This is a genomic window from Brevibacterium sp. HMSC24B04 (assembly GCF_001806835.1).
Taxonomy (GTDB): Bacteria; Actinomycetota; Actinomycetes; order Actinomycetales; family Brevibacteriaceae; genus Brevibacterium; species Brevibacterium ravenspurgense.
On sequence record NZ_KV786082.1, the window covers coordinates 13,654 to 30,615 of the forward strand.

Sequence of the window (16,962 nt, forward strand, 5' to 3'; positions counted from 1 at the left end):
CGGGCAAGCGATACCCGGGGGCGTGAACGAGCGCCGTGAGACGTCGCTGACAACCTTGGCGATTGCTGTTTCAGTCGGCAAGCGGTCGTCTGACGATGCGACGAGGGATGACCAGCGGTGTGCCGGTCTCGGGGTCGGGTTGGATGCGGCAGCGGAGGTCGTAGACGTCCTCGACGAGCTCGGCGGTGAGGACCCGGGCTGGCGCACCGGACGCGACGACCGCGCCGTCCTTCATGACGATGAGGTGGTCGGCATACCGGGCGGCCTGGTTGAGGTCGTGGAGGACGACCACGATGGTGCGGCGCAGCTCGCTGCGGAGTGTCTCGAACAGTTCGAGGAGCCCGTACTGGTGGGAGATGTCGAGAAACGTGGTCGGTTCGTCGAGGAGTAGGACTGGGGTCTGCTGGGCGAGGGCCATCGCGACCCAGACGCGCTGGCGCTGCCCGCCGGAGAGTTCTTCGACGAGTCTTCCAGACAGGTCAGCGGTGCCGGTGGCTTCGAGGGCGGCGGTGACGGCGGCCTCGTCCTCGGCGGACCACCGGTCGAACATACCCTGGTGCGGGTAGCGCCCGCGGGCGACGAGATCGGCGACGCGTATCCCGTCCGGGGCGAGAGAGGTCTGCGGAAGCAGGCCGAGCCGGGTGGCGAGCTGTTTCGGTGGCAGACGGTGGATGTCGTCTCCGTCGAGCAGGATCGCGCCATCGAGGGCCGGGAGGACGCGGGCAATCGTGCGCAGCAGGGTTGATTTTCCACATGCGTTGGGGCCAATGATGGCGGTGTACGAGCCGCGAGCGATGGTGATGTCGACCCCATCGACGATGATCCGCTTGTCGTACCCGGCGCGCACGGCGACTGTGCGTACTGCGTCGACGGCGACGGTGCCGGTGGCGGGATTGGTCGTGGTCATGTTCTCCTCCGAAACTCCGAGATTAGCAGCCAGGCGAGGTATGCGCCGCCGAGTGAGACGGTGACGACACCGACAGGCACCCCGATGCGCTGGGCGAGGACGTCGGACGTGAGCAGGCTAAATGCGCCCACGAGCGCCGAGGGGACGAGCAGTAGTCCCGATCCGCGCACCAGGCGACGCGCGATCTGCGGGGCGGCCAGGGCTATGAACGAGATGGGGCCGGCGGCGGCGGTGACAAGCGCGGTGAGGGCGACGCCGACGACGACGGCGAGGGCGCGGGTGCGGTTGGCGCGTACGCCGAGCGATTGGGCGGTGGCGTCGCCCAGTTCGAGCTGGCGCAGGCCCGGGGCGAGCATCGTCACGGCGGCGAGCAGGATGAGCAGGAGCGCTGACATGGGCCAGAGCTGGTCGTGGCCGAGTGCGTTGAAGGATCCGGCTGCCCAGACGGCGGCGAGCATAGCGGTGTCGACGCTGGTGGACAACATGAGTGCGGAGTTGAGCGAGGAGAGCAGGGCGGCGACGCCGATGCCCATGATGATCAGCCGGAACGATTGCACGGATCCGCCCACCGTGGCGAGGAGATAGACGATAGCGGCGGTGATGATGCCGCCGACGATGGCACCCGTGGCGATGTCGAGGTAGCGGGTGGATCCGAGAAGGAGCATGACGAGGATCGCGCCGGTGTAGGAGCCGGAGGAGAAGCCGATGATGTCCGGGGAACCGAGCGGGTTGCGGGTGAGGGTTTGGAAGATGGCGCCGGCGATGGCGAGAGCGATGCCGCAGGCGATTGCGAACAGTGCCCGCGGCAGTCTCCATCCCAAGACGAGCATGTTCGTCTGCTTGCTGGCGGTGCCGGTGAGCGCGGCGACGACGTCGCCGAGGGGCACGGGGTAGGTGCCGAGGGTGAGGGAGATGATCGCGAGGATCAGGGTGAGCAGTGCGAGGGTGGCGCAGACCGCGAGGACACGTACGCTGACCACGCCCGAGACCCGTGGCACGCGAATGACGATCGCGCGGTATCCGTGGTCGAAGGTGTCGCGCCCGGGACTGCGGCGGGAGTAGGTGCTCACAGGCCGCTCACCCCCCGTCGTCGTGCGAGGACGATGAGCACCGGGGCACCGATGACGGCGGTGACAAGGCCTACGCGCAGTTCTCCACTGGGGAGGATGACTCGGCCGAGGATGTCGGACAGCAGCAGCAGAATCGGTGAGACGACGATCGTGTAGGCGAAGATCCATCGCTGATCGGGGCCCACGAACCAGCGCACGACGTGCGGCACCATGAGCCCGACGAACCCGATCGGTCCCGCCAGCGCGGTCGCCGTGCCGGCGAGCAGGGTGACGGCGACGATCACGACGATCCGCACCCGCCCGGCACGAACCCCGAGCGAGGCGGCGAGCTCGTCTCCGAGCGCGAGGGCGTTGAGCGCTCGGGCGGTGCCAAGGCCGAGCAGGAGCCCGAGAAGAATCAGCGGCGCGAAGGAGAGGACGATATCGAGCTGTCGACCGCCGATGGATCCGACGCCCCAGAATCGGAGGTCGTCGAAGGTGTCACGGTTGCCGAGAACGATCGCGGTGGTGAGGCCGCCCAGCACTGCGCTGATCGCCACACCCGCGAGGGTGAGCTTCGCCGGGGTGGCTTTGCCGCCGCCGACGGCGCCAAGCGCGTACACGAGTATCGTGACAGCGCCGGCGCCGAGCAACGCGAACCATACGTAGCCCAGCGGGGCGGCGATGCCGAGGAACCCGACCGCCATCGTCACCGCGAACGTCGCCCCGGCATTCACGCCGAGGATGCCGGGATCAGCGAGGGGGTTCCGGGTGTACGCCTGGATCAGTGCCCCGCACATCCCGAGCGCCGGGCCCACGACCAAGCCGACGACCGTGCGCGGCACGCGCAGCTCGAGAATTATCACGTGCTCATCGATCGTGTGATCATACGCCCACAGCGCGTCCCAGATCGTCGGCAGTGCGATAGCTCGAGCTCCGACGCCAACGCTGAGCATGACAACGACAGCAAGAACGGCGGTCGCGACACCGAGACCAGCCAGTCGAAACGCCCCGGAGCGGGCCACACCGGACGGTGCCGCCCGCTCCTCGAGCGCACGGGCGGCTGTCACTGTCGGGACGCTCACCTGCTCGAATCCGGATCGATGGGATGAACCCTGGAGCACCGTGTCACTGGGCCCTGCGCACGACGGCGCCACCGTCGATCGCCGCGGAGATGTCCTTGATGTAGCCCTGCTCGATCGCCCACTGGATGCTGAGCACGCTGGGACCGCTGGTGGCCATGCCGAGCGTGTTGTCCTCGGCGATGAAGTAGCGGCCGTTCGCGATCGGGTCCCACCGGTTGAAGACCGGGTGCTCGAGCGTGTGCTTGGTGTCGGCGTCGGCATACGACCACGCCAGGACGACATCCGCCTCCACCGAATCGAGCTCCTCGAGACTGATGCCGCCGTACCAGGTGTCCGCCGGCACGTCTGCGGTCTTCGCAGCGAGCTGCGGAGTGTCGACCATGCCGAACTCGTGCAGCAGCCGCACGCGCGGGTCCTCGCTGATATAGGCGGTGATCTCCGTTGCCCCCGAGGAGAAGGTCGTGCTGTAGAGGAACGAGGCCCCTTTGAGGTTGGGGTACTTCGCGGCTTCCTCGGCGATGGCTGCCTCGGTCTGTTCGATCAGCTCGGCGGCTTTGTCTTCCTCGCCGAGGATCTTACCGATGATCTCGGTGTGCTCCTGCCACGTGCCGGCAGTGAACGGCCGATCCATGTACCCAACGGTCGGGGCGATCTCGCTGAGCCGCTTGTACTCTGTCTCGGTGAAGCCGGAGTACACGCCGATGATGACGTCCGGCTGGAGGGCCAGGATCTGCTCGTAGTCAGGGCCGTCCTCGGTCACGGTGATGACCTCCGGCATCTCCGCGTCCAGCTCGTTCTCGATCTGGTCACGGAACCACGGGGTGAAGCCCTCCTCGTCTCCGCCCCACGTTTCGGGAACGCCGACCGGGGCGACGCCCAGCGCGGCGACGATGTCGTGGTTCATCCAACTCAGCGTCACCACGCGCTCCGGCTTCTCCGGGATCGTCGCCTCGCCCAGCGCGTGCTCGATCGTGCGAGGGAAACCCGATTCCGTCGCAGCCGCCCCGTCAGGGGCTGCAGTCGAGTCGGCCGTGGACGAGCAGCCGGCGGCCACAAGGACCAATGCGGCGAGTGTGACGAGCGCGCTGGTGCGACGCAGAACGGACATGGGACCTCTCAGGACGTGTTCGGGTGTCTCCGGGGAAAGACGACCGGCGGCCAGGTTAGGCGTGCCTTAGTTCACGTTACACAGCCAGGCTTGCCGATAGCGGACACCTGTTTGCGTCGCACGGACACAAACTCACCGCTGCGCCGATCACATCTCTTTCGTCAGTCGTCATTATTGGCGGGCAGGAATCGGTGCGGCGGACGCCCCATGACACGGTGGAATGCGGCGCTGAAGGCGCTGAAGGTGGCATAGCCGACTCTGCGTGCCACCATCCCGACGGGGGTCCCGTCGCTGAGGAGACGGACCGCGGCGGACATGCGTGCGGCCATGCGCCACTGACTGAACGTCATCCCGGTCTCGGCACGAAACGCACGTGCGAGTGTGCGAGCGCTGGTAGAGGTGATCCATGCCCAGTCCTCGATCGAGCGGTCATCGGCAGGGTCACGCATGATCGCCCGGGCGATTGGAGCGATGCGCGGATCCCGCGGGAGCGGCAGTTCGATCACAGGGAACACTTCATCTGCAACGAGCTCGAGACAGACCCGCTGGGCGCGCAAGCGCTGCTGGCGAGGCATACCGGTGATCGCCAGATGTGTGAGAAGCTCACGCAGAGCGGCGTTCACGGTGACCGGGCGCACCTCCGCTGCGGGGCCGTCCCACGCCTCGGGTAGGAGGTGCAGAGCAGCGAGCGTGGTGGAGGGGGCGCGGCTTGCCGCGTGCCGCGTTCCGGCGGGCACCCACAGCCCCTGCCCGACGGTGAGTCTGCGTCGGATGCCCTCCACCTCGATCTCGGCTGAGGCGCGTTCCGGCCAGAACACGACATGTTCGGGGTGCGCGTGCTCGCCCGGCGAGCACCCATCGGCGTCATCGACGTACGCATATCGCAGGAACCGGGTGGTCAGCAGGTACCCTTCGGGCACGATCCGCTCCCGTACCGGCAAGCCCACAGCATCATCGATGCACTCGCCGGTCGACGACGAATCGAGCAGAGTCACTAGCACCCCTCACTGTCCACGGCCATAGGTCTACTTAGGCAAGCCTAATCTATTTTGCAGTGTCTGATCGGCGACAACATTCGTCATCCCCGCGGTCACCCGCACGCCTAGCGTCTCAAGAGTGACCACCGACACTCCCCTCTTGACGCCACAGACGCCTGGCCGGGTCATACGCGTCGCGCTGTCGCGTGGCGGACGCGGGTGGCGACTGTCGGCGGCGACCGCGGGGCTCATGCTTCACCAGGCGAGCGAGGCAGCGGTACCGATCCTCATCGGCGTGGTCATCGACCGGGCGGTGCTCCCTCGTGATCCGGGCGCGCTGGCGCTTTGGCTGGGTGTGCTGGGAGCGGTGTTCCTCATCCTGTCGTTCAGCTACCAATGGGCGAGCCTGGCGATGGTTCGCATCTACGGGCACGGTGAGCATGACCTGCGGCAGCTCGCGGTCGCCCGGGTGCTGCATCCGCGAGGAATACGAACGCGCCGCACGGGCGAGGTGTTGTCCGTCGTCACGAGCGACACGTATCGGGTTGCCGGCGTCGCGTGGAGCATCGCCGAACAGGCCGCCACCATCGCGGCGCTGCTCACCGCGGTGACTGCGCTGCTACTCATCTCGATCCCGCTCGGCCTCGGAGCGCTGGCTGGGGCGCTGCTGGTGCTGTGGGGCATGGCCGCACTGGCTCGGCCGCTGGAACGTCTGGGCATGGCCGAGCAGAGCGCGGTCTCGCGGGCGAGCGACGTGGCGACGGACGCCATGGAGGGGCTGCGGATCATCCACGGCCTCGCAGCCCATCCGCAGATCGTCGCCCGCTACCGCGAAGCGAGCACAGCCTCCCGCGACGGCGCGATCCGCGCGTCTCGGTCGCTGTTGACCTACCAGGCGGTGAGCACGGCAGTATCGGTCCTCTACCTCGGCGCGCTGGCTGCCGTGGCCGGGTGGATGGCGATGCACGGGACGATCACACCGGGGCAGTTGATCACCGTGGTGGGGTTGGCCCAGTTCCTGCAAGCCTCCCTCGACCACATCGGCACATTCGGGGCGAACTGGGCGCACAAGCACGCATCAGCCCGACGCCTGCACGACCTGCTCACCGAGCCGCACACTCTCCCCGACGGACAGGACACGGACCCGGATCACAGCATGCTGCGGTGGGCCACGATGGACGGTCGTGTGATCGAGTCGCAGCCGGGACGGATGATCGGCATCCGGGTGGCCGGCGCCAGGCACGCTCACGACGTGGCCACCCGGCTGGGGTTCCGCAGCGTGCCCGCACCGGGCGAACTCATGCTCGGCGGGGTCGACGCCCTGACCATCGGCCCGGATGCCTACCGGAAGCATGTGCTGGCTCCGCCTCATGATGCGTTCGTGTTCACCGGCAGCATCCGACACAACGTCACCCTCGCGACCTCCCCTTCCTGCGCGTTGAACGACGATCTGGTGAAAGCGACCGCGCTGGACGACGTGATCGAGCATGTCGGATCACCAGACGCGCCCATCGGTGAACAGGGGCGCCGCCTGTCCGGAGGACAGCGACAGCGACTGCTGCTGGCACGAGCGCTGCACACCCCGGCCGATGTTCTCGTGCTCGAGGAACCGACGACCGCGCTCGACCCCATCACGACGCATCGTGTGGGAGCCGGCCTCGCACGATGCGGCCGCACCATCCTGCTGATCACAAGCGACCCGATCCTGCTCGACAGCTGCGCGACGGTCATCGACCTCACCGCGCCCCCGGTTGCACAGGCGGTGCACACGTGACCGAGACGCTGCCCGTCGCATCGATCCGCGACACCCTGCGCACCGTCCGTGGTCTCCTGGCGCGACGACGAGGCCTGATCACCGCGACAGTGGCGTTGCTGCTGACCGGATCTGCCAGTGCATTGGCGATCCCTCCCGTGCTGGGCTGGATCGTCGACATCGTCCTCTCCGGCGTCGACGCGTGGCGCATCCCGTTCGCAGCCGGCATCCTCGTCGCAGCCGGGACCGTCTCGGCCACGACCGCCTGGTGGGGCGGACGGCTGCTGGTGGTCTGTGTGCAGGGGATGCTTGCGCAGCTGCGCGAGGAGGTATTCACCGCCGCGATGCGGATCGATGCCACGACCGTTGAACGGGCGGGAAGCTCGGACGTGGTGTCGCGACTGACGGGTGATGTCGAGGCGGTCACCGAGGCCGGGTCAGGAGTGCTGCCGCGCTTTGTCGGCGCCCTGTTCACGATCGTGCTCACGGCAGTTGGAATCGCCGCGCTTGATCCGCTCCTCGCGCTGGCCGCGCTGATCGCCGTCCCGCTGCAGCTGGTCGCGGTGACGCGGTTCCTGCGCCGCTCGCGCCCTCTGTACGTGCGACTGCGCCGCGAGGAGTCTGACCGCGGACAAGCGATAATCGAGAGCGTCGCCGGAGCCCGCACCATTCGCGCCCATCGTCTCGCCCCTGCTCGTCTCGGACTGATCGCCGAGCGAAGCCTAACCGCGGTAGACACCGCTCGCACGGCCGGCAGGGCGCGAAACGTGTTCAACGGCACGCTCAACCTGGCCGAGTTCGCAGGTCTCGCCGCCGTGCTCACCGTCGGATTCTGGCTCGTGGAGACGGCCGGAATGACCGTCGGGACGGTGACCGCCGCCGCGCTGTTCTTCCACCGCCTGTTCGGCCCCATCGGAGCCTTGCTGTCGAGCATCGATGATCTGCAACGCGCCCAGGCGGGACTCGAGCGTCTCGTCGGCGTGCTGCACAGCACCGCTCCGGCAGCCCCGCGACAACCGATTCGCGATGCCTCCGTCGAGCTCCATCACGTGACGTTCACCTATCCCGGGGCGGGATCGGAACGACCCGCCATCGCCGATGTCAGTATCAAGATCGCCCCGGGGATGCGCGTCGTGCTCGTCGGGGCAAGCGGATCGGGGAAATCGACCACCGCGAGACTCATCGCAGGACTGGCCGAGCCTGACCGGGGCGCCGTGCTCGTCGGGGAACGACCCGCAACCCGAGCCGTGCAGGACTCGAGCAAGCCCGCGGTCATGCTCGTCACGCAAGAGACGCACCTGTTCTCCGGCACACTCGGCGACAACCTGCGACTCGCTCGCGCGGACGCCTCCGACGACGAACTGCGAACCGCCCTCCACGCGGTCGGCGCCCACTGGGTCGACGACCTTGCGCACGGGCTCGACACGCCCGCCCCACAGGATCTCGACGAGCAACGCCTCCAACAAATCGCGCTGGCCCGCGTCCTGCTCGCCGACCCGCCCATCGTGGTGCTCGACGAGGCTTCCGCTCACGCAGGGGCGGACCCTGCACTCGACTGTGCTGTCGATGCCGCTGTCCACGGGCGCACCGCAATTATCATCGCTCACCGTCTCTCCCACACCGAGCAAGCCGACACAATCGCTGTGTTCGAGGCCGGCCGCATTATCGAGCAAGGCGACCTCGGCGACCTCCTCGACCGTGGCGGCGTCTTCTCCTCACTCTGGGACGCCTGGATACGTGGACGCGACCAGACTTCCCGACCTCAGCCATCGCCCGCATCTCTCGAGGAGGAATAGCCCCATGACCGTCCCTTGCTCCCCCGCCCGCGTCGAACGCGTCGCACGACTCACCCCGCACATGATCCAGATCTCGTTCCAGACCATCGGCGACTGGCGCTGGCCCACCGACGGCACCGGCGACGAACGCATGGATATCGCGATACCCCGCCCCGGCGAGACCGAAGCCGATCTGACGACGTTCAACTCGCCCGAGTACGGGCCCGGGTGGACCGGCGAAGAACCCCCGTGGCGCCATTACACTGTCCGCCGCGTCTACGACGACGGCCGCCGTTTCGATATCGACTTCGCGATCCATGGCGAAGGAATCGCCTCGAACTGGGCCGAACGCGCAGAGCCCGGCCACATCATCGGCGCCTTCCATGGTGGCGGCTCCTACTACCGCCCGCCATCAGACGCTACGTTCCAACTCCTCATCGCCGACGCCACTGGGCTTCCCGGCCTGGGACGCATTATCGAAGAACTCCCCGAGACCACCCGAGCCCTCGCCATCATCGAAGTACCCGAGACCGGCGACATCCAAACCATCGACGCCGCGGCCACCATCGAGTACCGCTGGTTGATCGGAACCGGAAACGGTCAGGGCCCCAGCGCGCTGCCGGCCGCAGTGGCAGAGTTCACCCCGCCCGATGAGCCCTGGTACGCGTGGGCGGCCTGCGAAGCGGCCGCCAGCCGCTCCATCCGCACCGAGCTCCGCAAACGACTCGGCTCAGCCCGCGACCGTCACCACGTGATCGGCTACTGGACCGAAACCAGAGCCGGAAACCAGCCCGCCGATTTAGGGGGCTCTGACTAACAGACTCCTGAAGTGCCACACCGCGATTCTGACGCCACACCGGTTGCAGAGTTTCCGAGCAGAACGCTACACCGAGGACCGGGACCCAGTCGTCACGGCCAGAGGAAGACCACTCGGAGAATCCATGGGGTGTGACACCAAGATGAACGCGCTGCCGTAGTGCGGGTCATAGTCCCAGCCCGTGTCCTGATCGCCCATCTGGATTACGACGCATCGACCCAGCGGGAGAGGAGAGTTGGCGTTGACGCCGTTCGGCTTCATGTTGCGCAAGTTCCCGCTCTACGCGTTTGGCCTCGATAAGCTCAGCTGCGTCATTCGCGGGAATGCCGCGGATTTCCTCGCTCTCGGCACGAAGCAGCGCTGCACGAGCGCGGGCGGCGCGGGCATTACGAGCAGGGTTGAGGGCGCGCATCCCGTGCTGGCGAGCACGCGCGTTCTCCGGCCCGTACTCGCTCGCCAGGAGCACCAGGCGCTCGTTCCGATGACGCTCACTTGTTGCGGCTCGTTCGGTGCGAGCGAATTCGACAGCATGGTCAGCGTCTCGCACTCGGGGATCGGCCTCTGCTCGCCGCCCCGTGACCTGCACAACCCACTCGGGTAGCGCGCTGGGTGTTCGTGGCGGCTCAGCCTCCCACGCATCCCGGACGCGGGCTCGCGTGATCTGCGTTTGTTCGCTCGCGGCGCGGTACTCATCGCGGACCTTGCGCCGCCCGAACCGCCCGACAGTTGCCAGACGTACGCTCGCTGTCCGCTCTGCTTCGACGGTGGCGAGGTACGCCGCGCCGTCGTGCTCGGCTTGCTCGACGAGAGGCGCGGCTACCTCGGCACGCACACGTCCGGCTTCTTTCTCGGCCCGACGAAGCACGGCGATGCTCTCTTCGTATTCGTCACGGTGCCTGGCACGTTGGGCGTCGAGCTGCTTGGCGGTCTGCTCCCACCGCTGCGCCGCCTGTTCTGCGCGCTTGGCTTCCCTATCGAGCCTGGCGAGTTCTGCGTTGACGCGCTGAATCGGGCCGTTCTTGACGATGCCGCGCACTGCTTCCGCAGCTTGCGCGGTGGCGTGCTCGAGGCCTCGGTCGGCGGGGTCGCGCTGCATCGCTGTGACGAACTGCCCCCGAGCATCGGCCAGGTTCTCGGCGATGACGTGCAGCCGGTTGTTCTTTCGGCCTCGGGTCATGCCGACATAGATGCCTGCCGCGCTCGTCGCCTCCGACAGAAACGTGTGGGAGGTGTTGACCGTTGTGCCTTGGACGCCGTAAGCGGTGGCGGCGTAGGACAGGTGCGCGTGTTCGCTCACATACTCGGCAGGTATAGCGACGGTGCGCGGGTTCCGCCGCCCGCTCGCGACTTCCCTCGCATAGAGAGTGCCGTCCTCAGCGACGTGCTGCACAATCCACTGTTGCCGGTTCGCCACGCCCAAACCGGTGTCGTTCTTCCGCGTCTGGATCAGATCACCCCGACCGATGGGCAGATCGTCGCTCCCGGTCACCGTGATCGTGTCGTCGACCTCACCGCGTTCGATGCGTCCCATGCGGATGCGCTCGTTCAAGGCGGCGGCTTCGTCGTTCAAGGCGACGGTGATCGCCTCATCTTGGCTAGCGTTCTCGGTGATGTGGTCGCGGGCCGACTCCTCACCAGTATGGAGCGTCACGAAGCCCATTGCGGCGAGTCGGTCGAACACCTCGCCGGGGTTCTGTCGGTCGCGCATCGTCAACGTGAGTGCTGCGTACTCCGCGTCAGCAAACCTGTGCAGTTCGGTCATGTCGTAGGTGCGGCCGCGTATCTGGGCGGCCATATCGAGCACCCCGCCCCGGCCCACGGCAGGGAGTTGTGCGCGGTCGCCCACGAGCGCGACAATCGCGCCTGCCTCTTGGGTGATGGTGAGGAGGGCGTGGGCAGTGTCTTGGTCGAGCATCCCGGCCTCGTCCACGATCACCCGCTCACCCCGCAACAGCACCGCATCCCGCGCGGGGCCGGTGTAGATCCGTCTGGTGTCGGGGTCGGTGTCACCGGGATTCAGGCGTGTCCATACGCCGTCGCGGTTCCACCGCCATCCGTGGGCGTGCACGAGCGCCGCGACCGATGTTGCAGGTACGCGGAGTTCTTCGTGTGCGACCTGCGCTGCGCGCAACGTCGGTGCAACCACCCGCGACGCCCGCCTGTGTTCGGCGGCAACTTCGATGGCGGTGCGGAGCATCGTCGTTTTCCCGCTCCCCGCAGCGCCTTCCACGATCACGAGCGGGTCGGCCGAAGCGACCGCAGCAGCAGCGGCACTCTGTCCAGCGTCGAGCCCTGCCGCCCGCGCGGCCTCGGTCACGTCCGGGTGCGCATGCTCCTGCCCTGGTGACGCAGCCGCCAGTTGGTCGCGTAGCGCGGTCTCGGCGGCGACCACGGCGAGGCTAGTCAGGTGGGCGACATGCTCCGGCGTTGCCGCCTCTGGCGGGAGGACGGAGAAGCAATCGGAGAGCGCAAGGTTAGTTGCGAGTGCGATGAAGTCGCGCAGCTCGGCAGGTGTGGTTTGCACGCCGTGTTCGGTGGTGATGCGGGTGACGTGCTCCTGAACTGTGTGCGTTGTCCATGCTGATGATGCGGCGGCGCAGCGATCCAATGCCCGTGATGCAACCTCCTGCACCGCAAGCTCATCCAGCGTCACCGCGCGCTGCACTGCACGCTGTTCGACACGTGCGGGATCGTATCCGGCGTCGCGAAGTTCCTGCACCCACCACTGCTCATTCTTCAAATCCGTGGGCTTCTTCCCTGGCCGCTGGTGCGTCCACGCGATGCCCTGCAACTTCGCGCTCATGACCGGGCCGAGCACTTCGCCCGGACGGTCAGCTTCCCATTCGGCTTCGAGCCGGTCAAGGTTGCGTCTGATCTGCGCCGACCGCTTCGACATGACACCGTTGAACGGCTGCAACTCCGTCACCTCCCCGGACACGGGATCGAGGGTCAGGCCGTGCTCTGCGAGGGTCTGCGCGAGGTGCGGGTGCGCGGCGATGACCGCCGTGCCGAGGGCACGAATCACGCCCTGCTGCTTGAACAACGCGGCGGTATCCAGTGCCCGCCACTTTCCAGCCGCCCACACCCGGGTACCGATCTGCATGTGGATATGCCGGTGCGGGTCACCCGCCCGAGAGGTTTTGTGAGTGATGCCGACGACCTGCATCCGCTCGATAGGCAGCACCTCCCGTTGGTCGCGCGGGCCGACCCTCGTCACGGATTGCTGGCCGAGCCAGCGTCGAATCTCTCCCAGTGCGTCCTGCTGCGCCTGATCGAGCGCGGCGGAGACTTCGGGGTGGAGGGCGGCTGCGACCGACAGGCTCTTGGGGGCGTTGATCGCCATCTCCGCGAACAACGGCGACCCCTTCGACCTCTCGCCGGGTTTACGCGGGGTGCCCATCGACTCGCCCGTGAGCGGGTTTATCCAGTCCACCCACCCCTCATACTCCGCGGCGCTCAGGGAACGGGTGGCGGTGACCTCGCCACGAGCATCGAGCACGGTGTATTCGGCGACGGCGTTGTCCGCGCCGAGGTAATACTCGTCAGCGCGCGAACGGTCGGCCTCGACATAACGGCGCGCGGCAGCACCGTTGCCGCGGAACAGGATCACGCCGCCCTTCACCCTGGCCTCCCTCATGAGTCGTCTCATGAAGGAGGTGCGCACACCCCACCCACGGTGGCATACGTGCATAACTGTGTAGATGGTGAAGGCTAAGCGATCTTTCGAGAGGATCTGTTGTGCTCAGGCCTATGCGGGATGGAAGGTGCCGTCTGGCCGTGTGACGCTTCTTCGGCAGGTTCGGGACTGATCATTGACGTCGCAGCAGGATCGAGAGTGTGAGGTAGAGTCCGCCGAGGGTGACGGTGATCGCGCCGACGGGGAGCTGGGTTGGTGCGAAGGCGTGGGCGGCGATCCAGTCGGCGGCGGCGAGCAAGATCGCGCCGGAGACAGTGGCGGCGAGGATCGGTCGGCTGCGTGGGAGCAGGGTCTTTGCGATGTGGGGCGCGGCGAGGGCGATGAACATGATCGGTCCGGCGACCGCGGTGGTGGTGGCGGTGAGGAGTACCGCGGAGATGGCGAGTGTCGTTCTCGTGCGGGGCACTCGTAGGCCGAGTGCTGTGGCGAGGTCGTCGCCGAGGGCGAGGATGCGGAGCGTCGGGAGAACAGTGGCGGTGGCGATTCCAATGATGGCCAGGGTCGTGAGGGCGGGCCAGGCCTGTGCCCAGCGTATGTTGTCCAGGGTGCCGGCGGCCCAGATGGAGCCGGTTGTCGCGGTGGCGGTGTCGGTGCGGTACAGCAACCAGGTGTTGACCGCGGCGAGGAGGGCGCTGATGGCGATCCCGGTGAGGATGAGGCCGCGGCGGACCCCGCTTCGCGTGTGACGGGCGAGGGCGAGCACGAGGACAGCCGTCACGAGGCCGCCGACGATGGAGGCCATTGCGAGAGTGAGGAACCCGCTTGCTGGGAGGAGGAGCAGCGTGAGGAGAACCCCGGTGTATGCGCCGGTGTTGAAGCCGATGACGTCGGGGCTGCCGAGCGGGTTGCGGGTGAGGGATTGGAAGATCGCGCCGGCTGCGCCGAGTGCTGCGCCGAATGCGAGGGCGGTGAGTGCGCGTGGCAGCCGCCAGGTCAGGACGACGGTCGTCGTGAAGTCGTCGGCGCGTCCGAGGAGCGCGTCGAGTACCTCCTGCGGGGTCAGCGGCAGGTCGCCGGAAGTGAGTGAGGCGAGGATCAGACCGGTGAGTGCGAGGGATGCGATCGTCCACCGCCATGCGGTGCGATCACCGGGTCTGTGGTTGGTCGGGCGTCGGGTCATTGGTGTCTCCGGAGGAGGACGAGCATCGCGAGCGCCCCGAGGGCTGCGCAGACGACGCCGACGGGGATCTCTCCTGGCCAGAGGATGATGCGGGACAGGATGTCGGCGGTGAGGACCAGGCCGGCGCCCGTGAACGCGGATATCAGGAGGAGGGGTGCGGTGCGGGGGCCGGTGAAGGGCCGGACGATGTGCGGCACCATGAGGCCGATGAACCCGATGGGTCCGGCGATCGCGGTGGCGGCGCCGACGAGGCACACGGCTGCGAGCCCGGTGCCGGCACGGGTGGCCAGGGGGTGGGAGCCGAGGCCGCGGGCGAGGTCGTCGCCGAGGGCGAGCGCGTCCATCGGGCGGACCAGCAGAAGGGCGATCAGAGCGCCGGCGGCCAGTACCGGGAGGGAGAGGGCGATGACCTCGCGATCGGGGCTTGCGAGCGATCCGGCGGACCAGGCTCGCATCGCGTCGAGAGCGCGGGGGTTCAGCAGGGTGATGGCCGACTGGATACCGGAGATGGTCATGCTGAATGCGACTCCGGCGAGGATCAGCCGAGAACCGTCCGCACGCCCTCGGAGGCCGAGGATGAGCACGACCGTGGTGACCGCTGCGGCACCGATGATCGCGGAGGCGGCGATCCCGAGGGCGGAGCGGAGTCCGAGCCAGCTCATGCCGATCGTCACCGCGAATGCGGCCCCTGATCCGACGCCGAGAAGTCCCGGGTCTGCGAGGGGGTTCCGGGTCATCGCCTGCATGAGCGCCCCGGCCCAGGCCAGTGCAGCACCGACGAGCAGCCCGGTGAGGGTGCGCGGCAGACGTACCTCGCCGACAAGGGTCCGCACGTCCTCCGATCCTTGCCCGCTGACGAGCGCCATGATCTCGGCGGGGCCGACGGGTCGGGAGCCGATCAGTATGCTGGCGGAGGCGAGCAGGCCTACCAGGATGGCTGCGAGGAGCACCGCTGAGAGGAGGCGTGGCCAGCGGGCGGGCCGCGCCTCCTCGAGCGGGCGGGTCACGTCGCGGGGATGAGTTCGAGGCCGGGGCGCAGCTCTTCGAGCAGCCACGGCACGGCCGCGACGTTGGGGTCCTGCAAGGCGGTCGCGGCCTCGAGGCCGACGGGGAAGTACCGCTGCTGCATGATCGGCTGCTGGGACACGATCGGGTCGGACTCGAACTTCTCCTGCAGGGCGTCGGACTGGTACGTCATGAACAGCACGCCGGCGTCGTTGAACAGCGGGGCCTGTTCGAAGCTCACGTCGATCGAGCCGGGCACGGAGCCCTGTCCGCCGAGGTCCGTGATCGCGGGGAGGGAGATGAGTCCGAGCTGCTGCATGAACCGGGCGGTGACGTTCTCCTGATCGACCAGGAACACGACCACGCCGTCGCGGGCCTGCCCGTACAGGAAGGTGCCGCCGTCGAGGTTCGGCAGTTCTTCCTTCATCTTCGCGATGGCGTCGTCGGCCTGCTGGATCAGCTGAGCTGCGGCCTCGGGGTCGCCGAGGGCTTGCCCGACGCGCGCGGCGGATTCCTCACTGGTGGCTTGGTAGAGGCCTTCCTCGTAGGTGACGACGGGTGCGATGTCGCTGAGCTGCTGGTACATGGCCTCGTCCAGTGTGAACGCGGCGGTGGCGAGGATGAGGTCAGGCTTAGCGGAGGTGACCTGCTCGACGTTGATGCTCATCGGGTTCACCCAGGTCGTGTCCTCGGGGAGCGGGTCGATGTACGGCAGGTTCTTGTCATCGCCTGCTCCGGCGACCGACGTGAATGATTCGGGCGCGAGCACCACCTCCGCACCCATCGCCGATGCCAGCGCCACGTCGGCGTAGCCGAGGGCGGCGATCCGTTCGGGCTTGTCCGTGATCGTGACGTCGCCGTAGGCGTTGTGCAGGGTCAGCGGGAATGCGCCGTCGCCGGGTGTGGATCCGTCCGTGGAAGGCGCCGTAGGCCCGGAGGCACAGCCGGCGAGTAGCAGCGCGCCGGCCAACACTGCAGCCATCGCGGAGGCGGTACGGGTATGTGCGGATCTGAGCATGGATCTTTCTCGTTTCTTTGCTGGGGTATGGCCTTAGGCGGCGGACAGGATGCCCGCCACGGCTTCGAACACTCGCGCCGGGGTCTGCGCCGCGTCGAGTTCCTGCCAGCGCGGCGCCAGTTCCGTGACGACGGGGAGCAGCACGCGGGCTCCGTCGTGTTCGGGGAGAACGCTCGGGCGGTCCCGCTTGGCGCAGGTGATGGTGGCCTGCCCGAGGATGGTTGCGAACATGGTTCGGTAGAACACGAACGCTGCCTCGTCATCGAGCCCGGCGTGGCGTGCGCAGGAGAGGAACCCTTCCGGGAACCGGAGGCCGGCCGGGCTTGCGAGCCTGCCGGTGGAGATCAGGCGGATCATCCATGGGTGCTCGACGAGGAAGCCGTGCAGGCACAGGGCGAGATCGACCGAGTCCCGTACGGGGTCGTGTGAGGGTACCGGGAAGGCGATCGTCTCGGAGACGCGCTCCACCAGTGCGAGTAGCAGCGCGTCGCGATCTGCGAAGTGGTGGTACAGCGCCATCGGGGTCACACCCAGCTTCGTGGCAAGGGAACGCATCGAGGGCGCAACCTCGCCATCGGAACGTATGACGGCGAGGGCCTCGTCCACGATCTGCGCGGGAACCAGTTTGTTCACAATGTCATCCAATTCGTT

The 16,962-nt window shown here is 67.6% G+C and carries 13 protein-coding genes; 3 read left to right on the top strand and 10 right to left on the bottom strand.

Annotation, left to right across the window (positions count from 1 at the left end):
• Positions 1 to 70 precede the first annotated feature (70 nt).
• The 5 genes from HMPREF3092_RS03150 to HMPREF3092_RS03170 form a co-directional block, all read right to left on the bottom strand.
• Positions 71 to 907 carry an ABC transporter ATP-binding protein gene (locus HMPREF3092_RS03150; protein WP_070423813.1) on the bottom strand — a complete coding sequence of 279 codons (837 nt, stop codon included), beginning with the start codon at positions 905 to 907 and terminating at the stop codon, positions 71 to 73.
• Positions 904 to 1,887, bottom strand: a complete 984-nt coding sequence (locus HMPREF3092_RS03155) for a FecCD family ABC transporter permease (protein ID WP_256174365.1) — start codon at positions 1,885 to 1,887, stop codon at positions 904 to 906. Before HMPREF3092_RS03155 ends, HMPREF3092_RS03150 begins: the two co-directional genes overlap by 4 nt.
• A gap of 86 nt (positions 1,888 to 1,973) precedes the next feature.
• A complete protein-coding gene (locus HMPREF3092_RS03160) occupies positions 1,974 to 3,026 on the bottom strand; it encodes a FecCD family ABC transporter permease (protein ID WP_070423874.1) in 1,053 nt (350 codons plus the stop codon).
• A 58-nt stretch (positions 3,027 to 3,084) separates the two neighbouring features.
• The gene (locus HMPREF3092_RS03165) at positions 3,085 to 4,149 is read right to left on the bottom strand and encodes an iron-siderophore ABC transporter substrate-binding protein (protein WP_070423814.1); all 1,065 of its coding nucleotides are present in this window, start codon (positions 4,147 to 4,149) and stop codon (positions 3,085 to 3,087) included.
• Between the two features lie 161 nt (positions 4,150 to 4,310).
• The gene (locus tag HMPREF3092_RS03170) at positions 4,311 to 5,150 is read right to left on the bottom strand and encodes a helix-turn-helix transcriptional regulator (RefSeq protein WP_141737945.1); all 840 of its coding nucleotides are present in this window, start codon (positions 5,148 to 5,150) and stop codon (positions 4,311 to 4,313) included.
• 115 nt (positions 5,151 to 5,265) lie between these two features.
• On the opposite strand from HMPREF3092_RS03170, the gene HMPREF3092_RS03175 reads away from it, so the two are divergent.
• The 3 genes from HMPREF3092_RS03175 to HMPREF3092_RS03185 are packed head-to-tail and all read left to right on the top strand — an operon-like array spanning position 5,266 to position 9,471.
• Complete coding sequence (locus HMPREF3092_RS03175) at positions 5,266 to 6,900, top strand: ABC transporter transmembrane domain-containing protein (RefSeq protein WP_070423816.1); 1,635 nt, start codon at positions 5,266 to 5,268, stop codon at positions 6,898 to 6,900.
• Positions 6,897 to 8,675, top strand: a complete 1,779-nt coding sequence (locus HMPREF3092_RS03180; protein ID WP_070423817.1) for an ABC transporter ATP-binding protein — start codon at positions 6,897 to 6,899, stop codon at positions 8,673 to 8,675. The genes HMPREF3092_RS03175 and HMPREF3092_RS03180 overlap by 4 nt, the downstream gene beginning before the upstream one ends.
• Positions 8,676 to 8,679: 4 nt before the next feature.
• A complete protein-coding gene (locus HMPREF3092_RS03185; RefSeq protein ID WP_070423818.1) occupies positions 8,680 to 9,471 on the top strand; it encodes a siderophore-interacting protein in 792 nt (263 codons plus the stop codon).
• Between the two features lie 166 nt (positions 9,472 to 9,637).
• On the opposite strand, the gene mobF is transcribed toward HMPREF3092_RS03185, so the two are convergent.
• From mobF to HMPREF3092_RS03210, 5 genes are all read right to left on the bottom strand, one after another.
• Positions 9,638 to 13,093: a MobF family relaxase gene (gene mobF, locus HMPREF3092_RS03190; protein ID WP_256174366.1), complete on the bottom strand. Its 3,456-nt coding sequence runs from the start codon at positions 13,091 to 13,093 to the stop codon at positions 9,638 to 9,640.
• A 187-nt stretch (positions 13,094 to 13,280) separates the two neighbouring features.
• On the bottom strand, positions 13,281 to 14,288 hold the full coding sequence (locus tag HMPREF3092_RS03195) for a FecCD family ABC transporter permease (RefSeq protein WP_034375273.1): 1,008 nt from the start codon (positions 14,286 to 14,288) through the stop codon (positions 13,281 to 13,283).
• On the bottom strand, positions 14,285 to 15,295 hold the full coding sequence (locus HMPREF3092_RS03200; RefSeq protein ID WP_070423819.1) for a FecCD family ABC transporter permease: 1,011 nt from the start codon (positions 15,293 to 15,295) through the stop codon (positions 14,285 to 14,287). Before HMPREF3092_RS03200 ends, HMPREF3092_RS03195 begins: the two co-directional genes overlap by 4 nt.
• Positions 15,292 to 16,275: an ABC transporter substrate-binding protein gene (locus HMPREF3092_RS03205; RefSeq protein WP_218078998.1), complete on the bottom strand. Its 984-nt coding sequence runs from the start codon at positions 16,273 to 16,275 to the stop codon at positions 15,292 to 15,294. The genes HMPREF3092_RS03200 and HMPREF3092_RS03205 overlap by 4 nt, the downstream gene beginning before the upstream one ends.
• Before the next feature lie 69 nt (positions 16,276 to 16,344).
• The gene (locus tag HMPREF3092_RS03210) at positions 16,345 to 16,944 is read right to left on the bottom strand and encodes a TetR/AcrR family transcriptional regulator (protein WP_070423875.1); all 600 of its coding nucleotides are present in this window, start codon (positions 16,942 to 16,944) and stop codon (positions 16,345 to 16,347) included.
• Between the last annotated feature and the right edge of the window lie 18 nt (positions 16,945 to 16,962).

Coding starts and splice junctions, on each gene's coding strand:
- HMPREF3092_RS03185 (WP_070423818.1), top strand. CDS start 8,680: ATGACCGTCCCTTGCTCCCCCGCCCGCGTCGAACGCGTCGCACGACTC.
- HMPREF3092_RS03165 (WP_070423814.1), bottom strand. CDS start 4,149: ATGTCCGTTCTGCGTCGCACCAGCGCGCTCGTCACACTCGCCGCATTG.
- HMPREF3092_RS03205 (WP_218078998.1), bottom strand. CDS start 16,275: ATGGCTGCAGTGTTGGCCGGCGCGCTGCTACTCGCCGGCTGTGCCTCC.
- HMPREF3092_RS03150 (WP_070423813.1), bottom strand. CDS start 907: ATGACCACGACCAATCCCGCCACCGGCACCGTCGCCGTCGACGCAGTA.
- HMPREF3092_RS03195 (WP_034375273.1), bottom strand. CDS start 14,288: ATGACCCGACGCCCGACCAACCACAGACCCGGTGATCGCACCGCATGG.